Source organism: Mangrovibacter yixingensis (genome assembly GCF_020523985.1).
Classification (GTDB): domain Bacteria; phylum Pseudomonadota; class Gammaproteobacteria; order Enterobacterales; family Enterobacteriaceae; genus Mangrovibacter; species Mangrovibacter yixingensis.
Genome location: NZ_JAIVKM010000001.1, coordinates 1,245,222 through 1,261,339, shown reverse-complemented (window position 1 = coordinate 1,261,339; position 16,118 = coordinate 1,245,222). Strand labels below are relative to the sequence as shown.

13 protein-coding genes are annotated in these 16,118 nt (G+C 50.8%); 9 read left to right on the top strand and 4 right to left on the bottom strand.

Going from position 1 to position 16,118, the window contains the following annotated elements; all coding sequences use genetic code 11:
• Position 1: 1 nt before the first annotated feature.
• Positions 2-1,411, bottom strand: coding sequence for a class II fumarate hydratase (gene fumC, locus LC084_RS05915; protein ID WP_226570182.1), 1,410 nt, complete (start codon positions 1,409-1,411; stop codon positions 2-4).
• 174 nt (positions 1,412-1,585) lie between these two features.
• Positions 1,586-3,235 carry a class I fumarate hydratase FumA gene (gene fumA, locus LC084_RS05910; protein WP_226570180.1) on the bottom strand — a complete coding sequence of 550 codons (1,650 nt, stop codon included), beginning with the start codon at positions 3,233-3,235 and terminating at the stop codon, positions 1,586-1,588.
• Positions 3,236-3,537: 302 nt separating this feature from the next.
• Here fumA and manA point away from each other — a divergent pair, with 302 nt between their 5' ends.
• The 4 genes from manA to add all read left to right on the top strand — a co-directional run bounded on the left by manA (position 3,538) and on the right by add (position 8,250).
• Positions 3,538-4,716 carry a mannose-6-phosphate isomerase gene (gene manA / locus LC084_RS05905; RefSeq protein ID WP_226570178.1) on the top strand — a complete coding sequence of 393 codons (1,179 nt, stop codon included), beginning with the start codon at positions 3,538-3,540 and terminating at the stop codon, positions 4,714-4,716.
• A gap of 93 nt (positions 4,717-4,809) precedes the next feature.
• Positions 4,810-6,348: a YdgA family protein gene (locus tag LC084_RS05900; RefSeq protein ID WP_226570176.1), complete on the top strand. Its 1,539-nt coding sequence runs from the start codon at positions 4,810-4,812 to the stop codon at positions 6,346-6,348.
• Positions 6,349-6,646: 298 nt separating this feature from the next.
• Complete coding sequence (locus LC084_RS05895) at positions 6,647-7,141, top strand: GNAT family N-acetyltransferase (protein ID WP_226570175.1); 495 nt, start codon at positions 6,647-6,649, stop codon at positions 7,139-7,141.
• Between the two features lie 107 nt (positions 7,142-7,248).
• The gene (gene add, locus LC084_RS05890) at positions 7,249-8,250 is read left to right on the top strand and encodes an adenosine deaminase (RefSeq protein ID WP_226570173.1); all 1,002 of its coding nucleotides are present in this window, start codon (positions 7,249-7,251) and stop codon (positions 8,248-8,250) included.
• A gap of 178 nt (positions 8,251-8,428) precedes the next feature.
• Here the strand turns inward: add and LC084_RS05885 are convergent, their stop codons facing one another.
• Both LC084_RS05885 and LC084_RS05880 read right to left on the bottom strand, forming a co-directional pair.
• The gene (locus LC084_RS05885; RefSeq protein ID WP_226570172.1) at positions 8,429-9,412 is read right to left on the bottom strand and encodes a bile acid:sodium symporter family protein; all 984 of its coding nucleotides are present in this window, start codon (positions 9,410-9,412) and stop codon (positions 8,429-8,431) included.
• Between the two features lie 178 nt (positions 9,413-9,590).
• Positions 9,591-10,631 carry an oxidoreductase gene (locus tag LC084_RS05880; RefSeq protein WP_226570170.1) on the bottom strand — a complete coding sequence of 347 codons (1,041 nt, stop codon included), beginning with the start codon at positions 10,629-10,631 and terminating at the stop codon, positions 9,591-9,593.
• Positions 10,632-11,126: 495 nt separating this feature from the next.
• On the opposite strand from LC084_RS05880, the gene LC084_RS05875 reads away from it, so the two are divergent.
• The 5 genes from LC084_RS05875 to rsxD all read left to right on the top strand — a co-directional run bounded on the left by LC084_RS05875 (position 11,127) and on the right by rsxD (position 16,110).
• Positions 11,127-11,567 (top strand): DUF2569 domain-containing protein, encoded by a 441-nt coding sequence (locus LC084_RS05875; RefSeq protein WP_226570168.1) that lies wholly within the window; start codon positions 11,127-11,129, stop codon positions 11,565-11,567.
• Between the two features lie 73 nt (positions 11,568-11,640).
• Positions 11,641-12,222 (top strand): electron transport complex subunit RsxA, encoded by a 582-nt coding sequence (gene rsxA / locus LC084_RS05870; RefSeq protein WP_036108832.1) that lies wholly within the window; start codon positions 11,641-11,643, stop codon positions 12,220-12,222.
• Positions 12,222-12,797 (top strand): electron transport complex subunit RsxB, encoded by a 576-nt coding sequence (gene rsxB, locus LC084_RS05865; RefSeq protein WP_226570166.1) that lies wholly within the window; start codon positions 12,222-12,224, stop codon positions 12,795-12,797. The genes rsxA and rsxB overlap by 1 nt, the downstream gene beginning before the upstream one ends.
• Positions 12,790-15,060 (top strand): electron transport complex subunit RsxC, encoded by a 2,271-nt coding sequence (gene rsxC, locus LC084_RS05860; protein WP_226570164.1) that lies wholly within the window; start codon positions 12,790-12,792, stop codon positions 15,058-15,060. Before rsxB ends, rsxC begins: the two co-directional genes overlap by 8 nt.
• Entirely contained in the window at positions 15,061-16,110 is a 1,050-nt protein-coding gene (gene rsxD, locus LC084_RS05855; protein ID WP_226570162.1) for an electron transport complex subunit RsxD, read from the top strand.
• Positions 16,111-16,118: the final 8 nt, after the last annotated feature.

Below are 16,118 nucleotides of genomic sequence, written 5' to 3'. Positions count from 1 at the left end.
GTTACTGTTTCTGCCAGCCCGTAGCCTGGCCAGTCATCGCCTCAGGGCGAACCCACTGGTCAAATTCCGCTTCCGTGACATAACCGCTCGCCAGAGCAGCTTCTTTCAGCGTTGTACCTTCATGGTGAGCTTTCTTGGCAATTATGGATGCCTTGTCATAGCCTATATGGGTATTTAAGGCTGTCACAAGCATCAATGAAGCATTTAATTGCTGGGTAATACGCGCTTGATTGGGTTCAATACCACCCGCACAGTGTTCGGTAAAACTTGTCATACCATCAGCAAGCAAGCGAACAGACTGCAAAACATTATGGATAATCATGGGCCGGTACACGTTCAGTTCAAAGTTACCTGAAGCACCGCCCATGCCCACCGCAACATCATTTCCCATTACCTGGCAGCACAACATTGTGAGTGCTTCACACTGTGTGGGGTTCACTTTCCCAGGCATAATTGAGCTACCGGGTTCATTTTCTGGAATGGTAATTTCGCCAATACCACAACGTGGGCCCGAAGCAAGCCAGCGGACATCATTGGCAATTTTCATTAATGAAGCTGCCAGCGCTTTCAGTGCACCATGTATCCTCACCAGTGGGTCACATGTTGCCAATGCAGCAAATTTATTGTCTGCACTTTGGAATGGCACTCCGGTTAATTGTGCTAAAACAGCCGCGACGCGAGTCGCGTAACCCGGCGGGCAATTCAGCCCAGTACCCACAGCCGTTCCCCCAAGAGCCAGGGGATACAGCTGCGGTAATGTTGCCTCGATATGTAATTGTTGGTCTGCAAGCATGCTGTACCAGCCGCTGATCTCCTGGCCAAGTGTCAGCGGTGTGGCATCCTGCAAATGAGTTCGTCCGATTTTCACCACCTGCATAAAAGCCGCAGATTTTTCTTCAAGGCACTCTGTGAGCCGGGCCAGCGCTGGCAATAAATCCCGATGTATCGCCAGTGCCGCCGCCACATGCATCGCTCCGGGAAAAACATCATTCGAGCTTTGGCTTTTATTCACATCATCGTTGGGGTGAATTAATCTGTCATTACCCCGCTCTCCGCCCAATAGCTCGCTGGCCCGGTTAGCCAGCACTTCATTCATGTTCATATTGGTTTGCGTTCCCGAACCGGTCTGCCAGATGGCTAACGGGAACTCAGTTTGGTGCTTCCCCGTGAGTACCTCATCTGCTGCGGCAATAATGGCGTGGCCTTTTACCTTATCCAGAATGCCCAATTCCATGTTGACGGTGGCCGCCGCCCGTTTGGTTAATGCCAGGGCGTGAATCAAGATGCCTGGCATTTTTTCTGTCGATATCCGAAAGTGCATCAGTGAGCGTTGGGTCTGTGCGCCCCACAGGCGTTGCGCATCTACGGCGATGTCGCCCATTGCATCATGTTCCATCCTGCTTTCAGCCATATATCCTCCCGTATGAAAAAAGTCTTCTCTGCAAAGATAGTCAATTCATACACCGGCTGGAGTTATAAACAGCAAGATAAGCACAGATTGGGAAATAAAATTGTGACAGTGTCACTTATAACGCAGGTGGCAGTACAGAATGACAGACTGCATGACGCAGTCTGTCGTTGGAGGTTACTTCGTTATTCCACAGTTATCGCATTTGCTGGTGATCTGCTGGAAGAAATCATTACCTTTGTCATCCACCAGGATAAACGCCGGGAAATCTTCCACTTCGATTTTCCAGATAGCTTCCATACCCAGTTCCGGGTAAGCCACGCACTCCAGGCTCTTGATACTCTGTTGTGCCAGTACGGCAGCCGGGCCACCTATGCTGCCCAGGTAAAAACCACCATGTTTCTTACAGGCATCCGTGACCTGCTGGCTGCGGTTACCTTTCGCCAGCATAATCATGCTGCCACCGTGGGACTGCAGTAAATCCACGTAGGAATCCATACGCCCGGCCGTGGTCGGGCCCAGAGAACCTGAGGCATAACCTTCCGGCGTTTTGGCCGGGCCCGCGTAATAAATCGGGTGGTCCTTGATGTACTGAGGCAGTTCTTCACCGCTGTCCAGCAGCTCTTTCAGTTTGGCGTGGGCAATATCGCGCCCGACAATAATGGTGCCATTCAGGGAAAGCCGGGTGGAAACCGGGAACTGAGACAGTTGTTGCAGAATTTCGCTCATCGGGCGGTTCAGGTCCACTTTCACCACTTCGCCTTCATTTTCGCCGCGCAGCGCTGCCGGGATGTACTGGCCGGGGTTATCTTCCAGCTTCTCAATCCAGATACCTTCGCGGTTGATTTTCGCTTTCACGTTACGGTCAGCGGAGCAGGACACGCCCATCCCGACCGGGCAGGATGCACCGTGGCGCGGCAGGCGAATAACCCGGATATCGTGAGCAAAGTATTTACCGCCAAACTGTGCTCCAAGGCCCAGGTTCTGTGCTTCGGTCATCAGTTCCTGTTCCAGTTGTACATCGCGGAACGCCTGGCCGTGTTCGTTGCCTTCGGTGGGCAGGCCGTCGTAATAACGGGTGGATGCCAGTTTCACCGTTTTCAGGGTGCTTTCAGCAGAAGTCCCGCCAATCACAAAAGCGATATGGTATGGCGGGCAGGCTGCGGTACCCAGGGTACGCATTTTTTCCACCAGGTAATTTTTCAGTTTGGCCGGGGTGATAAGCGCTTTGGTTTCCTGGTACAGGTAGGTTTTGTTGGCTGAACCGCCGCCTTTGGCGATGCACAGGAATTTGTATTCGTCGCCATCCACGCTGTAGAGGTCAATCTGGGCTGGCAGGTTGGTGCCGGTGTTGACTTCTTTGTACATATCCAGCGGGGCGTTCTGGGAATAACGCAGGTTTTCTTCGGTGTAAGTGTTGTACACCCCCTGAGCCAGGGCCGCTTCATCGCCGCCGCCAGTCCAGACGCGCTGGCCTTTTTTCCCCATGATGATGGCGGTGCCGGTATCCTGGCAGGTGGGCAGCACGCCACGGGCAGCGATTTCTGAGTTACGCAGGAACTGCAGCGCCACATATTTGTCGTTTTCACTGGCCTGCGGGTCGCTGAGAATGGCGGCCACCTGTTTCTGGTGCGACGGGCGCAGCAGGAAAGCGGCATCGCGGAATGCGTGCTGGGCCAGCAGGGTCAGGGCTTTCGGGTCCACTTTCAGGACGCTTTCGCCATCGAACTCACTGACAGAGACATAGTCTTTGGTTAACAGATAGTATTCGGTATCGTCTTTCGCTACAGGAAAAGGATTCTGATAGTAGAAGGGTTTGCTCGACATTGTTATCTCACTCACTAAATCCGGTATATTGCATTCCAGCGCTCCGCACTGAATCCACGCGGCAATCACAAGTAACCAATCAAGTGTACACATTTTTTTAACAAAAGCTGAGATTAATACGACTTTTTGTCTCCACAGTTACTCTGGCTGGCAGAAACTGCTTTAATAGCGGGAAATTATTCTATCTCAATTGATTAGCACATTCGCATTCAGCCATCTCGCAGTTCTACAGGGCATAAGTTATGTGCTCCGGTGAGGTTATCTGGTGCTGTGGTAATCCCTTTTTATTAGAGGGCCTGATTATGCAAAAACTCATCAATTCAGTGCAAAACTACGCATGGGGCAGTAAAACGGCATTAACCGAATTGTATGGTATCGCCAATGCAAAACAGCAACCGATGGCGGAATTGTGGATGGGCGCGCACCCGAAAAGCAGTTCGTTTATCGAAACACGCCAGGGTGAAAAACTCGCACTGCGTGACGTCATTGCCCAACAACCAGATGCCCTTCTGGGGCAGGCTGTTTCACAACGTTTTGGCGAACTGCCCTATTTGTTCAAAGTGCTCTGCGCCGCACAACCACTTTCCATCCAGGTGCACCCGAATAAACAGGCTTCTGAAGAAGGTTTCGCTCGCGAGAACGCCGCAGGTATTCCTCTCAACGCCCCGGAACGTAACTACAAAGATCCGAATCACAAACCTGAACTGGTATTTGCGTTAACGCCATTTCTGGCCATGAACGCCTTCCGGGAGTTTAGCGACAGTGCGGCACTGCTGGCCCCTCTGGCAGATGCACACCCGGCAATCGCGGCATTTTTGGCAACCCCTGATGCCAGCCATATGCAAACACTATTCGCCGCACTACTGAGCATGCCACAGCAGGAAAAACAGCACGCACTTACCTGCCTTAACGCCGTGCTTGACGGGAAAACAGGCCAACCGTGGGATACCATTCGCAAAATTGCCACCATATACCCGGACGACAGCGGGTTATTTTCCCCGTTACTGCTTAATGTGGTGGAACTGGCGCCGGGGGAAGCGATGTTCTTGTTCGCCGAAACACCACATGCTTATCTGGATGGTGTGGCTCTGGAGGTCATGGCAAACTCAGATAACGTCCTGCGCGCCGGGCTGACACCCAAATACATTGATATTCCTGAACTGGTCGCCAATGTAAAATTTGAGCCTCGCGCCGCCGGTTCACTGTTGACTCAACCCGTTCGGGACGCTGACACATTGGAATTCCCTATCCCGGTCGATGATTTCGCATTTTCATTACATAGCCTGGCGATGCAACCCCAAGTTTTACAGCAAGACAGTGCTGCAATTGTATTTTGTGTTGAAGGTGAAGCACGCCTGCAATCTGGCAGTGAATCACTGGTGCTGAAACCTGGTGAGTCGGCGTTTATTCCCGCCAACGAGCCCAATGTCGAGGTGACTGGCAGCGGAAGGTTGGCACGCGTATATAACAAACTTAACTAAGGTACTGATTTTTTACCTCAGGATTGATAAGCTGCATAGATTGCTTATCTGGCCGGGCGTTTTGCCCGGCTAACTGTTAATAGGGATGGTTTAATGAAAAAATCGATGGTTGCGGTGGGCGTTGTTGTCGCTCTGGGTGTGGTGTGGGCAGGTGCATCCTGGTACACGGGGAAAATGATTGAAAGCCATACGGACGAGGCCATCGCCCAGTTGAATGCACAACTGAAAAAAATCGCCCCCCTTGCTGCGCTGACTGTCAGCCCGCGTGAATACCAACGTGGTGTTTTCTCAAGCCATGTGCAACTCGTCATTAAATCACAAGCCGGTGCAAACGCCTCTTTTCTGCCGGAAGGCAAAGAAATTGTGCTGGATGAAACCTTGCGCCACGGGCCCTTCCCGGGAAGCATCGTGCCATCTATGGCATCAGTAAAAACCACACTGGTCAATAATGACACCACTAAACAAATTTTTGCGCTGACTCAGGGCAAGTCTCCCGTGGTAGTCGATACCCGAATCAGTTACAGCGGTGACACCGATTCAGGCGTTACGCTTGAGCCACTGAATTATGACAAGGCTCCATATAAAGTTGCTTTTGCTGGCGGGAAATTCGATGTAAACGTTGATAAACAAGGCGATAAAATTTCCAGCAGCGGTGACCTTGGCGGCCTGCAGATTGACAGCGTCAATGAATTTGACCAGAAAGTGGGTGTAGCTATTAGCGGTATCAGCGCCAGTGGTGAAACGCACATCAGCCAGTTTGCTGAGCGTGTTGGTAGCCAATCCTTGAAAGCAAAAGGCCTCAAGCTGAATGTGGAAGGCAAAGAAATGGCGCAGTTGGGTGAGCTGAGTATCGCCGCTAAATCTGAACCTACTGCCGATGGTAAACATCTGGCCGGGCAGATTGACTACGCACTGGATGACCTGCAAGTACAAAACCAGAACCTGGGCAGTGGGAAGCTCTCTTTGGCTGTCAGCAATCTGGATGGCGCTGCATTGCACAAGTTCCGCGAACAGTATAATCAGCAAGTAGAAGCATTAATGGCCCAGCCTGATGTTGCTGAGAATTCAGATCGTTATCAGCAAAAACTGGTTGAGACTCTGGCTGCTGGTCTGCCGGAATTACTGAAAGGCGAGCCGGCTATTCATATCTCACCTTTGAGTTGGAAAAATGCCAAAGGCGAAAGCAGCTTTACGCTAAATCTGAACTTTAATGACCCAGCCAAAAATGCTGAACCACAGACCCTGAACCAGGCTGCAGACCGTTACATCAAGCATCTGGACAGCAATCTGGTTATCCCGCTGGATATGGCGACTGAGCTGATGACTCAGGTGGCACGTATTGAAGGTTATCAGGATGATGCGGCAACGAAGCTTGCAGAACAACAGGTCAAAGGCCTGGCAGCTATGGGGCAAATGTTCCGGATCACAACGGTAAAAGACAATAACATCACCACCAGCCTGGATTATGCAAACGGTGAAATCACGCTTAACGGGCAAAAAATGCCATTAAGTGATTTTGTCGGCATGTTTGGTTTGGGTGGCGACATTATGCCACCGATGCAGGACGACAACGGCACCGCTCCAGCCGTACCCGCAGTCCCTGCTCAACCAGAAGCAACCCCAGCTCAATAAGGCATTTCTCACGCCAGCAAAAACAAGGCACCAGGCGGTGCCTTGAGTCTGATGACAAACCTCATGTCCGTACAGGACGAGGGGATGCCACCCCATAAAAAACCAGGAAAATCAATTAATTGATTTTCGGCTACTAACTAAAAAGAAGGAAAAACCACGTTTTTTCCTTCTTTTTCATCAATCTGAAGGCACCAACCGGTGCCTTGTTTGTTTCATATCCTCTTAGGGCTCCCCTTGCAGCATGCGCCAGATAGCCTTACTGTGTGCCGCAGCCCTTCATGATGCATAAGGAATGCATATGCCCAACAGTTGCACAGCGGTAGAACGGATTATTCGCCTGTGGCGTGATGAAGACATTAACCGGTTATGGTCGCTCACATGGCATACTGTTCATTTGGTTAATTGCCGTGATTACACCCCCGCTCAGCTTGATGCCTGGGCCCCGTCAGAGCCAGATCCTAATTGGTGGGAAAAACTCATCCGGGATCATAATCCATGGGTCGTGGAGGATACGGCTACACAAACCCTGCTTGCCTGGGGTGATGTACAGCCTTCAGGGCTGATTCACTGTTTCTTTTGTGATTACCGCTACCAGCGCCAGGGAATCGGCCGTTTATTATTAAATCACTTACTGTGGCTGGCAAACCAGCAATCCCTGAGACGTGTATTTGTTGAAGCCAGTGAAACCGCCAGGCCTTTTTTCCTCGCGCAAGGTTTCCAGGTTGTACACCCAATCCAGGCAGAATTACGTGGCCAGCAGTTCGCTATCTGGTTAATGGAAAAATTTATTTAATCGGTTATTCCCTGCTCAGCCAGTGTGCGCAACATGTAAGGTAACTTGCGCACACTGCCGGTTGTGGCTTTATAATGTTATGCACTTTACCTGAAATGAGTGCGACCATGATTGATACCACCCTCCCGTTAACAGACTTGCACCGCCACCTTGACGGTAATATCCGCGCAGGCACGATTCTGAGTCTTGGACGTGAATTCAATATAGCCTTACCCGCCCAAACACTCGATGCACTGATCCCTCATGTGCAGGTAACATCAACTGAGCCAGACCTTGTCAGTTTTTTGTCAAAATTAGACTGGGGTGTCAAAGTGCTCGGTTCACTGGAAGCTTGCCGTCGCATAGCTTGGGAAAATATGGAAGATGCCGCCTTGCAGGGGCTGGATTATGTCGAATTACGCTTTTCGCCAGGTTATATGGCGATGGCGCATAATCTCCCTATTGCGGGCGTTGTTGAAGCCGTTATCGATGGTGTACGCCAGGGGCAAAAAGATTTTGGGGTTATTGCCAGGCTCACCGGTATTCTGAGCCGGACATTTGGTGAAGATGCCTGCCAGAAAGAATTGGACGGATTACTGGCTCATCGGGATGGCATTACTGCACTGGATTTGGCTGGCGATGAGCTGGGTTTTCCAGGAAACCGCTTTCGTGAACACTTCCGTAAAGCCCGTGATGTGGGCTGGCGAATCACTATCCATGCAGGGGAAGCCGCAGGGCCAGAAAGTATTTGGCAGGCCATTCAAGAGCTGGGTGCTGAGCGGATTGGACACGGCGTTAAAGCTATTGAAGACCCGGCACTAATGGATTATCTGGCAGAGCATCGTATTGGGATTGAATCCTGTATTACGTCTAATATCCAGACCAGCACTGTTAGCACCATTGCGGCTCACCCACTAAAAACATTCCTGAACCACGGAGTGTTGGCAACGATTAATTCTGATGACCCTGCAGTACAGGGCGTTGATATTCGCCATGAATACGAATATGCGGCCCCTGCTGCTGGCCTGTCTCGCGAACAGATTCGCAAGGCTCAGGAAAATGGGCTGGAAATTGCGTTCCTTTCAAATGAAGAAAAACAGGTGCTACGCCACAAGGCCAGCGCCCGTTAACCCAGCCCAACCCGCCACTTAGGTGACGGGTTGTGTCTGATGACAAACCTCATGTCCGCACAGAAAAAGAGGATATAAGCCAATAAAAACCAGGAAAATCAATTCATTGATTTTCAGCTGCTAACAAAAAAGAAAGGAAAACCACGCTTTTCCCTTCTTTTTCATCAATCTGAACCCGTCACTTAGGTGACGGTTTTTTCAGCCTTCTGGCGTAACGTTGAGCCAATACAGCACACACCATTAGCTGGATTTGGTGAAAGATCATAAGCGGCAGCACCATAATGCCCACAGTGCTAACCGGGAACAGGACATTTGCCATCGGGATACCATTTGCCAGGCTTTTCTTCGAGCCACAAAAGACAATGGTAATTTCATCTTCAGTATTAAAGCCCAGCAGGCGAGCAGCCCAGGTATTGATGACCAGAACAATAGTCAGCAACACAATAGAGCACACAACTACCCATAACAGTGCCAGAGCATCGATTTGATGCCAAATTCCCCCCACCACGGCTTCGCTGAATGCCACATAGACAACCAACAAAATTGATGACCGGTCGGTAATATTGATGAGTTTCTTATGCTTATCAACCCAACGGCCAATAAGTGGGCGCGATAAATGCCCGAGCACAAATGGCACCATCAACTGCATAATAATTTTACCAATAGCATGCAGGGTATCTGTTGCCCCTTCCTGGGTGTTCATCAACATGCCCACTAATACAGGAGAAAGGAAAATCCCCAGAATACTGGAGGCTGATGCACTGCATACCGCGGCAGCCACATTTCCACCCGCTACCGACGTGAAGGCAATGGCAGACTGAACTGTGGCAGGTAATGCACATAAGTACAAAAAACCCATATAAAGCGGCTGGTTAAGAATGCCTGGTTCCAGTACCGACATCCCCAATCCTAAAATGGGAAACAGGACAAAAGTGCTGAGAAACACCACCAAATGCAAACGCCAGTGCCCTGCGCCAGCAAGTATTGCATCACGGGATAACTTCGCACCGTGCATAAAAAATAACAATGCAATGGCGGCCGTAGTCAGGTACTCAAATCCTGTTTTTATGTAACCTTCACAAGGTAATACCGATGCGATAGCCACAACACAAATCATTACCAGCAAAAATTTGTCAATTTTAAGGCGCTGGAACCAATCCATTCTTTTTCCTTGCAGATAAATAAGCCAGATTCACGCCTGGCAGAAACTAACAGACTCAACGTTAAAAGCGAGGCTTGTTAATACTTGTAAAAACGGGAATGTGCGAACACAGGTAATGTAACAGGCTGTGCAAACCACGCAAAATGACCCAGGCCCGGATTGCACTACCAACAAGACGTTACACCAGACAGAGGGTAGTACGGTGACGTGCTGATTCAATACCCATCTCAATCAGTTCCATTACTTTTATAGCCTGGCTTGCCGGAACCGGGTTTTCGCCCTTACCATTGAGCGCATCGCGAATTGCAGCATAATACGCAGGATAATTCCCGGGTACAGTCAGCACCGGCGTTTCATCGATGGTGTCGCCACGGGCAACCGTTAAAACGCCATCACGCATGTCATAGCCCCAGTCGTCCTTGGGTGGGCGCTCCCCTGCTTTTAACCTGTCTTCCTGGGGATCTACACCATATTTCACATAACTACCACGAGTACCATGAACGGTGTAACGCGCAGTTTCTGCCGCTGCCAACATTGTGCTATGCAATACCACTTTATGCTGTGGCCATGTTAGTACAGCATGGAAATAATCAGTGGTTTGTGCCCCTGGGCGCAACTGAGCCAGGTCAACCTGGATGCTCACTGGCATGCCAAACAGCACCAACATTTGATCAATTAAATGTGGCCCCAGATCGTACCAGATCCCTGTACCGGCACCGGCTTGTTCACGCCAGCGGTTACGCACCTGTGGGCGGAAACGATCCATATGGGATTCAACATACACAACCTCTCCCAGATTTCCTGCATCCAGTAACGACTTAAGCGTCAGAAAATCACTGTCCCAGCGGCGGTTATGAAAGACAGAAAGTAACAGACCAGTATGTTTTGCCAACGCATCCAGTTCACAGGCTTGTGATAACGTCACCGTGAAGGGTTTATCCACCACCACATGTTTACCTGCCAGAAGCGCAGCTTTGGCCAGCGGGAAATGGGTATCATTCGGGGTGGGGATTATTACCAAATCAATATCGGCTGCATTAATAACAGCTTCCGGGGTATCAGCGACTGACACATTGGGCCAGTCAGCGTGAACTTTACTGGCATCGCTACTGGAGATTACAGCCAACTCCATACCTGGTGTGCCCGCGACCAATGGAGCGTGGAACGTTTTTGTCGCATAGCCATACCCTAAAATACCCACCCGAATAACGTCTTTCATTACACTCGTTCCTTAATTCTTGATAACTGCTATTGCAGTGCAGCGGAATATCAGACAACAGCAGGTGAATTATCCTGCCATTCCCATTAATATTGAGTGCTGCCATAGTTAACACAGCTTGCCATCAGATTAAACCATTGGGGCTGATTTGCTCGGATTCCCCGCATTTTTTTAACCATTTGAAAACCGATAGCCCTGCGCTTGAGAGTATCCTGTGACGGCATTTCACTGCCCACGGCTATAGGTGGGTAAAGAATGCTCTGAATTACCTTGCACTCAATCCAGGGCGTTCAGTGTAATAGTGGAAGGCGTAATTAAAGCCAGACCAACACATCTGTATGCGGACAAAACCGCCAGGCACAGCATCAGAGTGCTGTAGCAGTACGTTATGTAACGTGTTGAATCTGGCATTCCCAGGCAAAATCCTTATAATTCCGCGCTAATTCGGATTCTTACAGGCAGGCTGTTCGCTGGCTAACTTGATTTGGAGTAACAATGAATAACGCAGGTGCGTTACGGATTGGCGGGTGGTTACTTCTGCCATTGGCCTGGCTTTTGATGACACTATTGAGCACATCACTTGGTATTGTGATGTATATAATGGCGCTCAGTATACCAGAGACACACACGGCGCTGGCGGCACAACTCCCACAAACAGCGGCGATGTGGTACCTCTCACTGGTTTTTACTGTGGCGATGTGGTTTTACAGCCTGTGGCTTGTTATCGCGTTTTTCAAACGCCGGAGCAAAGTACCACGGCACTATATTTTATGGTTACTGGTTTGCGTTCTTCTGGCGGTTAAAGCTTTTGCATTCTCTCCGGTAACCGATGCAATTGCAGTTCGTCAGTTATTATTCCCGTTGCTGGCAGCAGCCGTGTTTGCGCCTTACTTCAGGAAATCGCAGCGGGTTAAACATACTTTTGTTAATACCTGATTGCAGACGGTAATTTACTTTTTTCACGCCCGGGTGCGCCGGGTGACTAATGGCGTTAGTTTCAGACCTGATTATGACTGATTATTTGTTGCTCTTTATTGGCACGGTACTGGTTAATAACTATGTGCTGGTAAAATTTCTTGGCCTGTGCCCTTTCATGGGGGTATCCAAAAAACTGGAGTCCGCCATTGGCATGGGGCTCGCGACAACATTCGTCATGACGCTGGCGTCCATCAGTTCGTGGTTAATCGATAATTTAATTCTGATTCCGCTGGATTTAACCTGGCTGCGCACCATGAGTTTTATTTTGGTAATAGCAGTTGTGGTTCAGTTTACTGAAATGGTCGTAAGAAAAACCAGCCCGGCACTGTACCGGTTGTTGGGTATTTTTTTGCCGCTTATCACCACTAACTGTGCAGTGCTTGCCGTACCGTTGTTGAGCGTGAACCTCAAACAGAATTTTTTCCAGGCTGCCTTATATGGTTTTTCCGCGGCGGTAGGGTTTTCCCTTGTTCTGGTGTTATTTGCCGCAGTGCGTGAGCGACTGGCGGTTGCTGATGTCCCTGCCCCTTTTCGTGGTAATGCCATCGCGTTAATTACGGCAGGATTAATGTCCCTGGCCTTTATGGGCTTTAGCGGGCTGGTGAAGTTTTAATGAGTATGATTTGGATAGCCATCATCCCACTAGCGTTACTCGGCCTGTTTTTTGGGTTGATTCTCGGCTATGCCTCACGGCGCTTTAAAGTGGAAGATGACCCGATAGTCGACAAAATCGATGAAATATTACCACAAAGCCAGTGCGGCCAATGTGGTTACCCAGGTTGTCGCCCCTATGCAGAAGCTGTGGGTAAAAATGGTGAGCAAATAAACCGTTGTGCACCTGGCGGCGAGGCTGTAATGGTGAAAATTGCCGGGTTGATGGGTGTGGATCCACAACCAATAGAAGGATCTGATGCCGCTGAACCAGAGCGAATGCTGGCAGTGATTGATGAAGATAACTGTATTGGCTGCACGAAGTGTATTCAAGCCTGCCCTGTTGATGCGATTGTCGGTGCTACCCGAGCCATGCATACGGTAATCAGCGACCAGTGTACTGGTTGCAACTTATGTGTAGCACCTTGCCCAACACAATGTATTACGCTGGTGCCAGTAAACCCAACTCCGGCTACCTGGAAATGGGACTTGCAAACTATCCCCGTGAAAATTATCCCTGTGGAAAACCATGCTTAAGCTTTTTTCAGCGTTTAAAAAAGACAAAATCTGGGACTTTCATGGCGGGATTCACCCTCCAGAAATGAAGCACCAGTCTAGCGGTGCCCCGCTGCGGCATCTCCCGCTGGCTGCGGATTATATCATTCCAATAAAACAACATATTGGCGATGAAGGTGAACTGTGCGTAAAACCCGGTGACGTTGTGTTACGTGGCCAGCCTCTTACCCGAGGCTGGGGAAAAATGTTGCCCGTACATGCACCGACTTCCGGCACGGTCACAGCAATAGCTCCCCATATTACAGCTCACCCTTCAGGTTTGATGGAGCCTTGTGTTTTTCTCGCGGCTGATGGTAAAGACGAATGGATCCCGCGGGAAGGCTGGAGTGATTACACGCAGCATGATAAAGCAAGCCTGATTGAGCGAATTCACCAGTTCGGTGTCGCGGGCCTTGGCGGCGCAGGCTTTCCCACTGGTGTGAAATTGCGCGGCGGAACAGGCCGCATAGAGACACTAATTATTAATGCGGCTGAATGTGAGCCATACATTACTGCTGACGACCGTTTAATGCAGGAATGCGCAGCACAAATACTCGAAGGGATAAAAATCCTCGACTATATCCTCAGTCCGCGCGTGATTTTGATTGGTATTGAAGACAATAAGCCCCAGGCAATTTCCATGCTGAAAGCGGTATTGTGTGATGAGCATAAAGTGCAGTTACGCATTATTCCCACCAAATATCCATCAGGTGGCGCCAAACAATTAACCCAAATACTGACAGGGAAGCAGGTTCCCCATGGTGGGCGCTCTTCTGATATCGGCGTTTTGATGCAAAACGTCGGTACAGCATATGCTATAAAACGCGCAATTATAGATGGCGAACCTTTAACCGAGCGAGTTGTAACGCTGACCGGGGAATCAGTAGGCAAGCCAGGCAACGTATGGGCACGCATAGGCACACCTGTACGCCACTTACTTAATTTTGCAGATTTCCGTAGTAGCACTCAGCCAATGGTTATTATGGGTGGCCCTTTAATGGGATTCACCCTGCCCTCGCTCGATGTGCCTGCGGTAAAAATTACTAACTGCTTGCTGGCCCCATCAGCACAAGAAATGGAGCCTCCACAAGAAGAGCAACATTGCATTCGCTGCAGTGCATGTGCTGAAGCATGCCCTGCTGACCTGTTGCCACAACAGTTATACTGGTTCAGCAAAGGTCAGCAGCACGATAAAGCCACAGCACACCACCTGAATGATTGCATTGAATGTGGTGCCTGCGCCTGGGTTTGCCCAAGCCAGATCCCACTGGTGCAATATTTCCGTCAGGAAAAAGCAGAGATTCGGGCTATTGCCGAAGAAAATCGCCGTGCGGCGGAAGCGAAAACCCGCTTTGAAGCACGCCAGGCACGCCTTGAGCGAGAAAAACAAGCCAGGCTGGTTCGCCACCAGCAGGCAGTTGTGCAACCTGGCTCATCGCAGGATAAATCTGCTATTGCGGCGGCGCTTGCGCGAGTCAAAGAAAAACACGCTGCGGCGACCGACACCGTTGTCGTTAAGGCGGGTGCTCAGCCTGATAACCAGGCCGTGATCGCAGCCCGGGCGGCGCGCAAAGCTGAAGCTCGTGCCCGCCAACAAGAAAAAGCTACGCTGCAGGCATCAGAACCAATGACCAGCGGGGCTAATACTGCTTCAGAAGACCCGCGCAAGGCAGCTGTGGCCGCTGCGCTGGCTCGCGCCAAAGCACGCAAGGCTCAGGCTGCTGAAAACGCGGCACCAGAAACCAGCACCACCCCGGCAACAGTAAATGAAACGGTTGCCGCTGACCCGCGCAAAGCCGCCGTTGAAGCCGCCATTGCCCGCGCCAAAGCACGCAAAGCTCAGGCTGCTGAAAACGCTGCCCCAGAAACCGGCACCACCCCGGAAACTGTGGATGAACCGGTTGCCGCTGACCCGCGCAAAGCAGCCGTTGAAGCCGCCATTGCCCGCGCCAAAGCACGCAAGGCGCAGGCTGCTGAAAACGCTGCGCCAGAAACCGGCACCACCCCGGCAACTGTAGATGAACCGGTGGCCGCTGACCCGCGCAAAGCGGCCGTTGAAGCTGCCATTGCCCGCGCCAAAGCACGCAAGGCTCAGGCTGCTGAAAACGCTGCGCCAGAAACCGGCACCACCCCGGCAACAGTAAATGAACCGGTTGCCGCTGACCCGCGCAAAGCGGCCGTTGAAGCCGCCATTGCCCGCGCCAAAGCAAAACGTGCGGCACAGTCTGCCGTCAGTGAGGAATAAATGGTTTTTCGGATTGCCAGTTCTCCCTATACTCATAACCAACGCCAAACCAGCCGTATCATGCTGCTGGTTACGCTGGCGTCAGTCCCTGCCATTATTGTTCAAACCCTGTGGTTCGGGCCCGGTAGCCTGGTTCAGGTCATCCTTGGGTGCCTCACTGCACTTGCAGGGGAAAGCGCAATACTCAAGTTGCGCAATAAATCAATGACCGTACTGAGTGATAATTCAGCACTTCTCACCGGCCTGCTGCTGGGCGTCAGTATCCCCCCACTTGCTCCATGGTGGATGGTGATTGTTGGTACCCTTTTTGCCATTATTTTTGCCAAACAACTGTATGGTGGTCTGGGCCATAACCCCTTTAACCCGGCAATGACCGGTTATGTGGTGTTACTTATCGCATTTCCTGTGCCCATGACATCCTGGTTACCCCCCGAAACACTGGCTGCCACAGTGCCAGGAGTAAGTGACGTTCTGCATACTATTTTCACCGGCCATACTCTGGCAGGTGATACCGTTACACAGCTTAAAATGGGCATTGATGGCATCAGCCAGGCAACCCCTCTGGACACGTTTAAAACCGGTCTGCGTGCCGGGCATTCAGTGGCCGAACTAAAACAGGCGTCTATTTATGGCGGCATACTGGCTGGTATTGGCTGGCAGTGGGTTAACGTCGCATGGCTTGCAGGTGGTGTTTTCCTGTTACTCAAAGGGGCAATACGCTGGCATATCCCGGTAAGCTTCCTGCTGACATTGCTGCTGTGTTCTGCGTTAGGATGGTGGTTACTACCGAACACCTGTGCCTCCCCCATCATTCATCTGTTTTCCGGGGCGACCATGATGGGTGCCTTCTTTATTTTGACCGACCCGGTGACCGCGTCAACCACACCCAAAGGGCGCCTGATCTTCGGCGCGCTGGCTGGTTTACTGGTTTGGTTGATTCGGTCATTCGGTGGTTACCCGGACGCTGTCGCTTTTGCCACGTTGCTGGCGAATATCACAGTGCCATTGATTGATTACTTTACGCGCCCGCAAACTTATGGGCACCGCTAAGGAGACAC

Bases quoted from the DNA above. Each gene is read 5' to 3' on its own strand.
- LC084_RS05900 (WP_226570176.1), top strand. From the start codon at position 4,810: ATGAAAAAATCGATGGTTGCGGTGGGCGTTGTTGTCGCTCTGGGTGTG.
- fumA (WP_226570180.1), bottom strand. From the start codon at position 3,235: ATGTCGAGCAAACCCTTCTACTATCAGAATCCTTTTCCTGTAGCGAAA.
- LC084_RS05895 (WP_226570175.1), top strand. From the start codon at position 6,647: ATGCCCAACAGTTGCACAGCGGTAGAACGGATTATTCGCCTGTGGCGT.
- fumC (WP_226570182.1), bottom strand. From the start codon at position 1,411: ATGGCTGAAAGCAGGATGGAACATGATGCAATGGGCGACATCGCCGTA.
- rsxB (WP_226570166.1), top strand. From the start codon at position 12,222: ATGAGTATGATTTGGATAGCCATCATCCCACTAGCGTTACTCGGCCTG.
- manA (WP_226570178.1), top strand. From the start codon at position 3,538: ATGCAAAAACTCATCAATTCAGTGCAAAACTACGCATGGGGCAGTAAA.
- LC084_RS05880 (WP_226570170.1), bottom strand. From the start codon at position 10,631: ATGAAAGACGTTATTCGGGTGGGTATTTTAGGGTATGGCTATGCGACA.
- add (WP_226570173.1), top strand. From the start codon at position 7,249: ATGATTGATACCACCCTCCCGTTAACAGACTTGCACCGCCACCTTGAC.
- LC084_RS05875 (WP_226570168.1), top strand. From the start codon at position 11,127: ATGAATAACGCAGGTGCGTTACGGATTGGCGGGTGGTTACTTCTGCCA.
- rsxC (WP_226570164.1), top strand. From the start codon at position 12,790: ATGCTTAAGCTTTTTTCAGCGTTTAAAAAAGACAAAATCTGGGACTTT.
- LC084_RS05885 (WP_226570172.1), bottom strand. From the start codon at position 9,412: ATGGATTGGTTCCAGCGCCTTAAAATTGACAAATTTTTGCTGGTAATG.
- rsxD (WP_226570162.1), top strand. From the start codon at position 15,061: ATGGTTTTTCGGATTGCCAGTTCTCCCTATACTCATAACCAACGCCAA.
- rsxA (WP_036108832.1), top strand. From the start codon at position 11,641: ATGACTGATTATTTGTTGCTCTTTATTGGCACGGTACTGGTTAATAAC.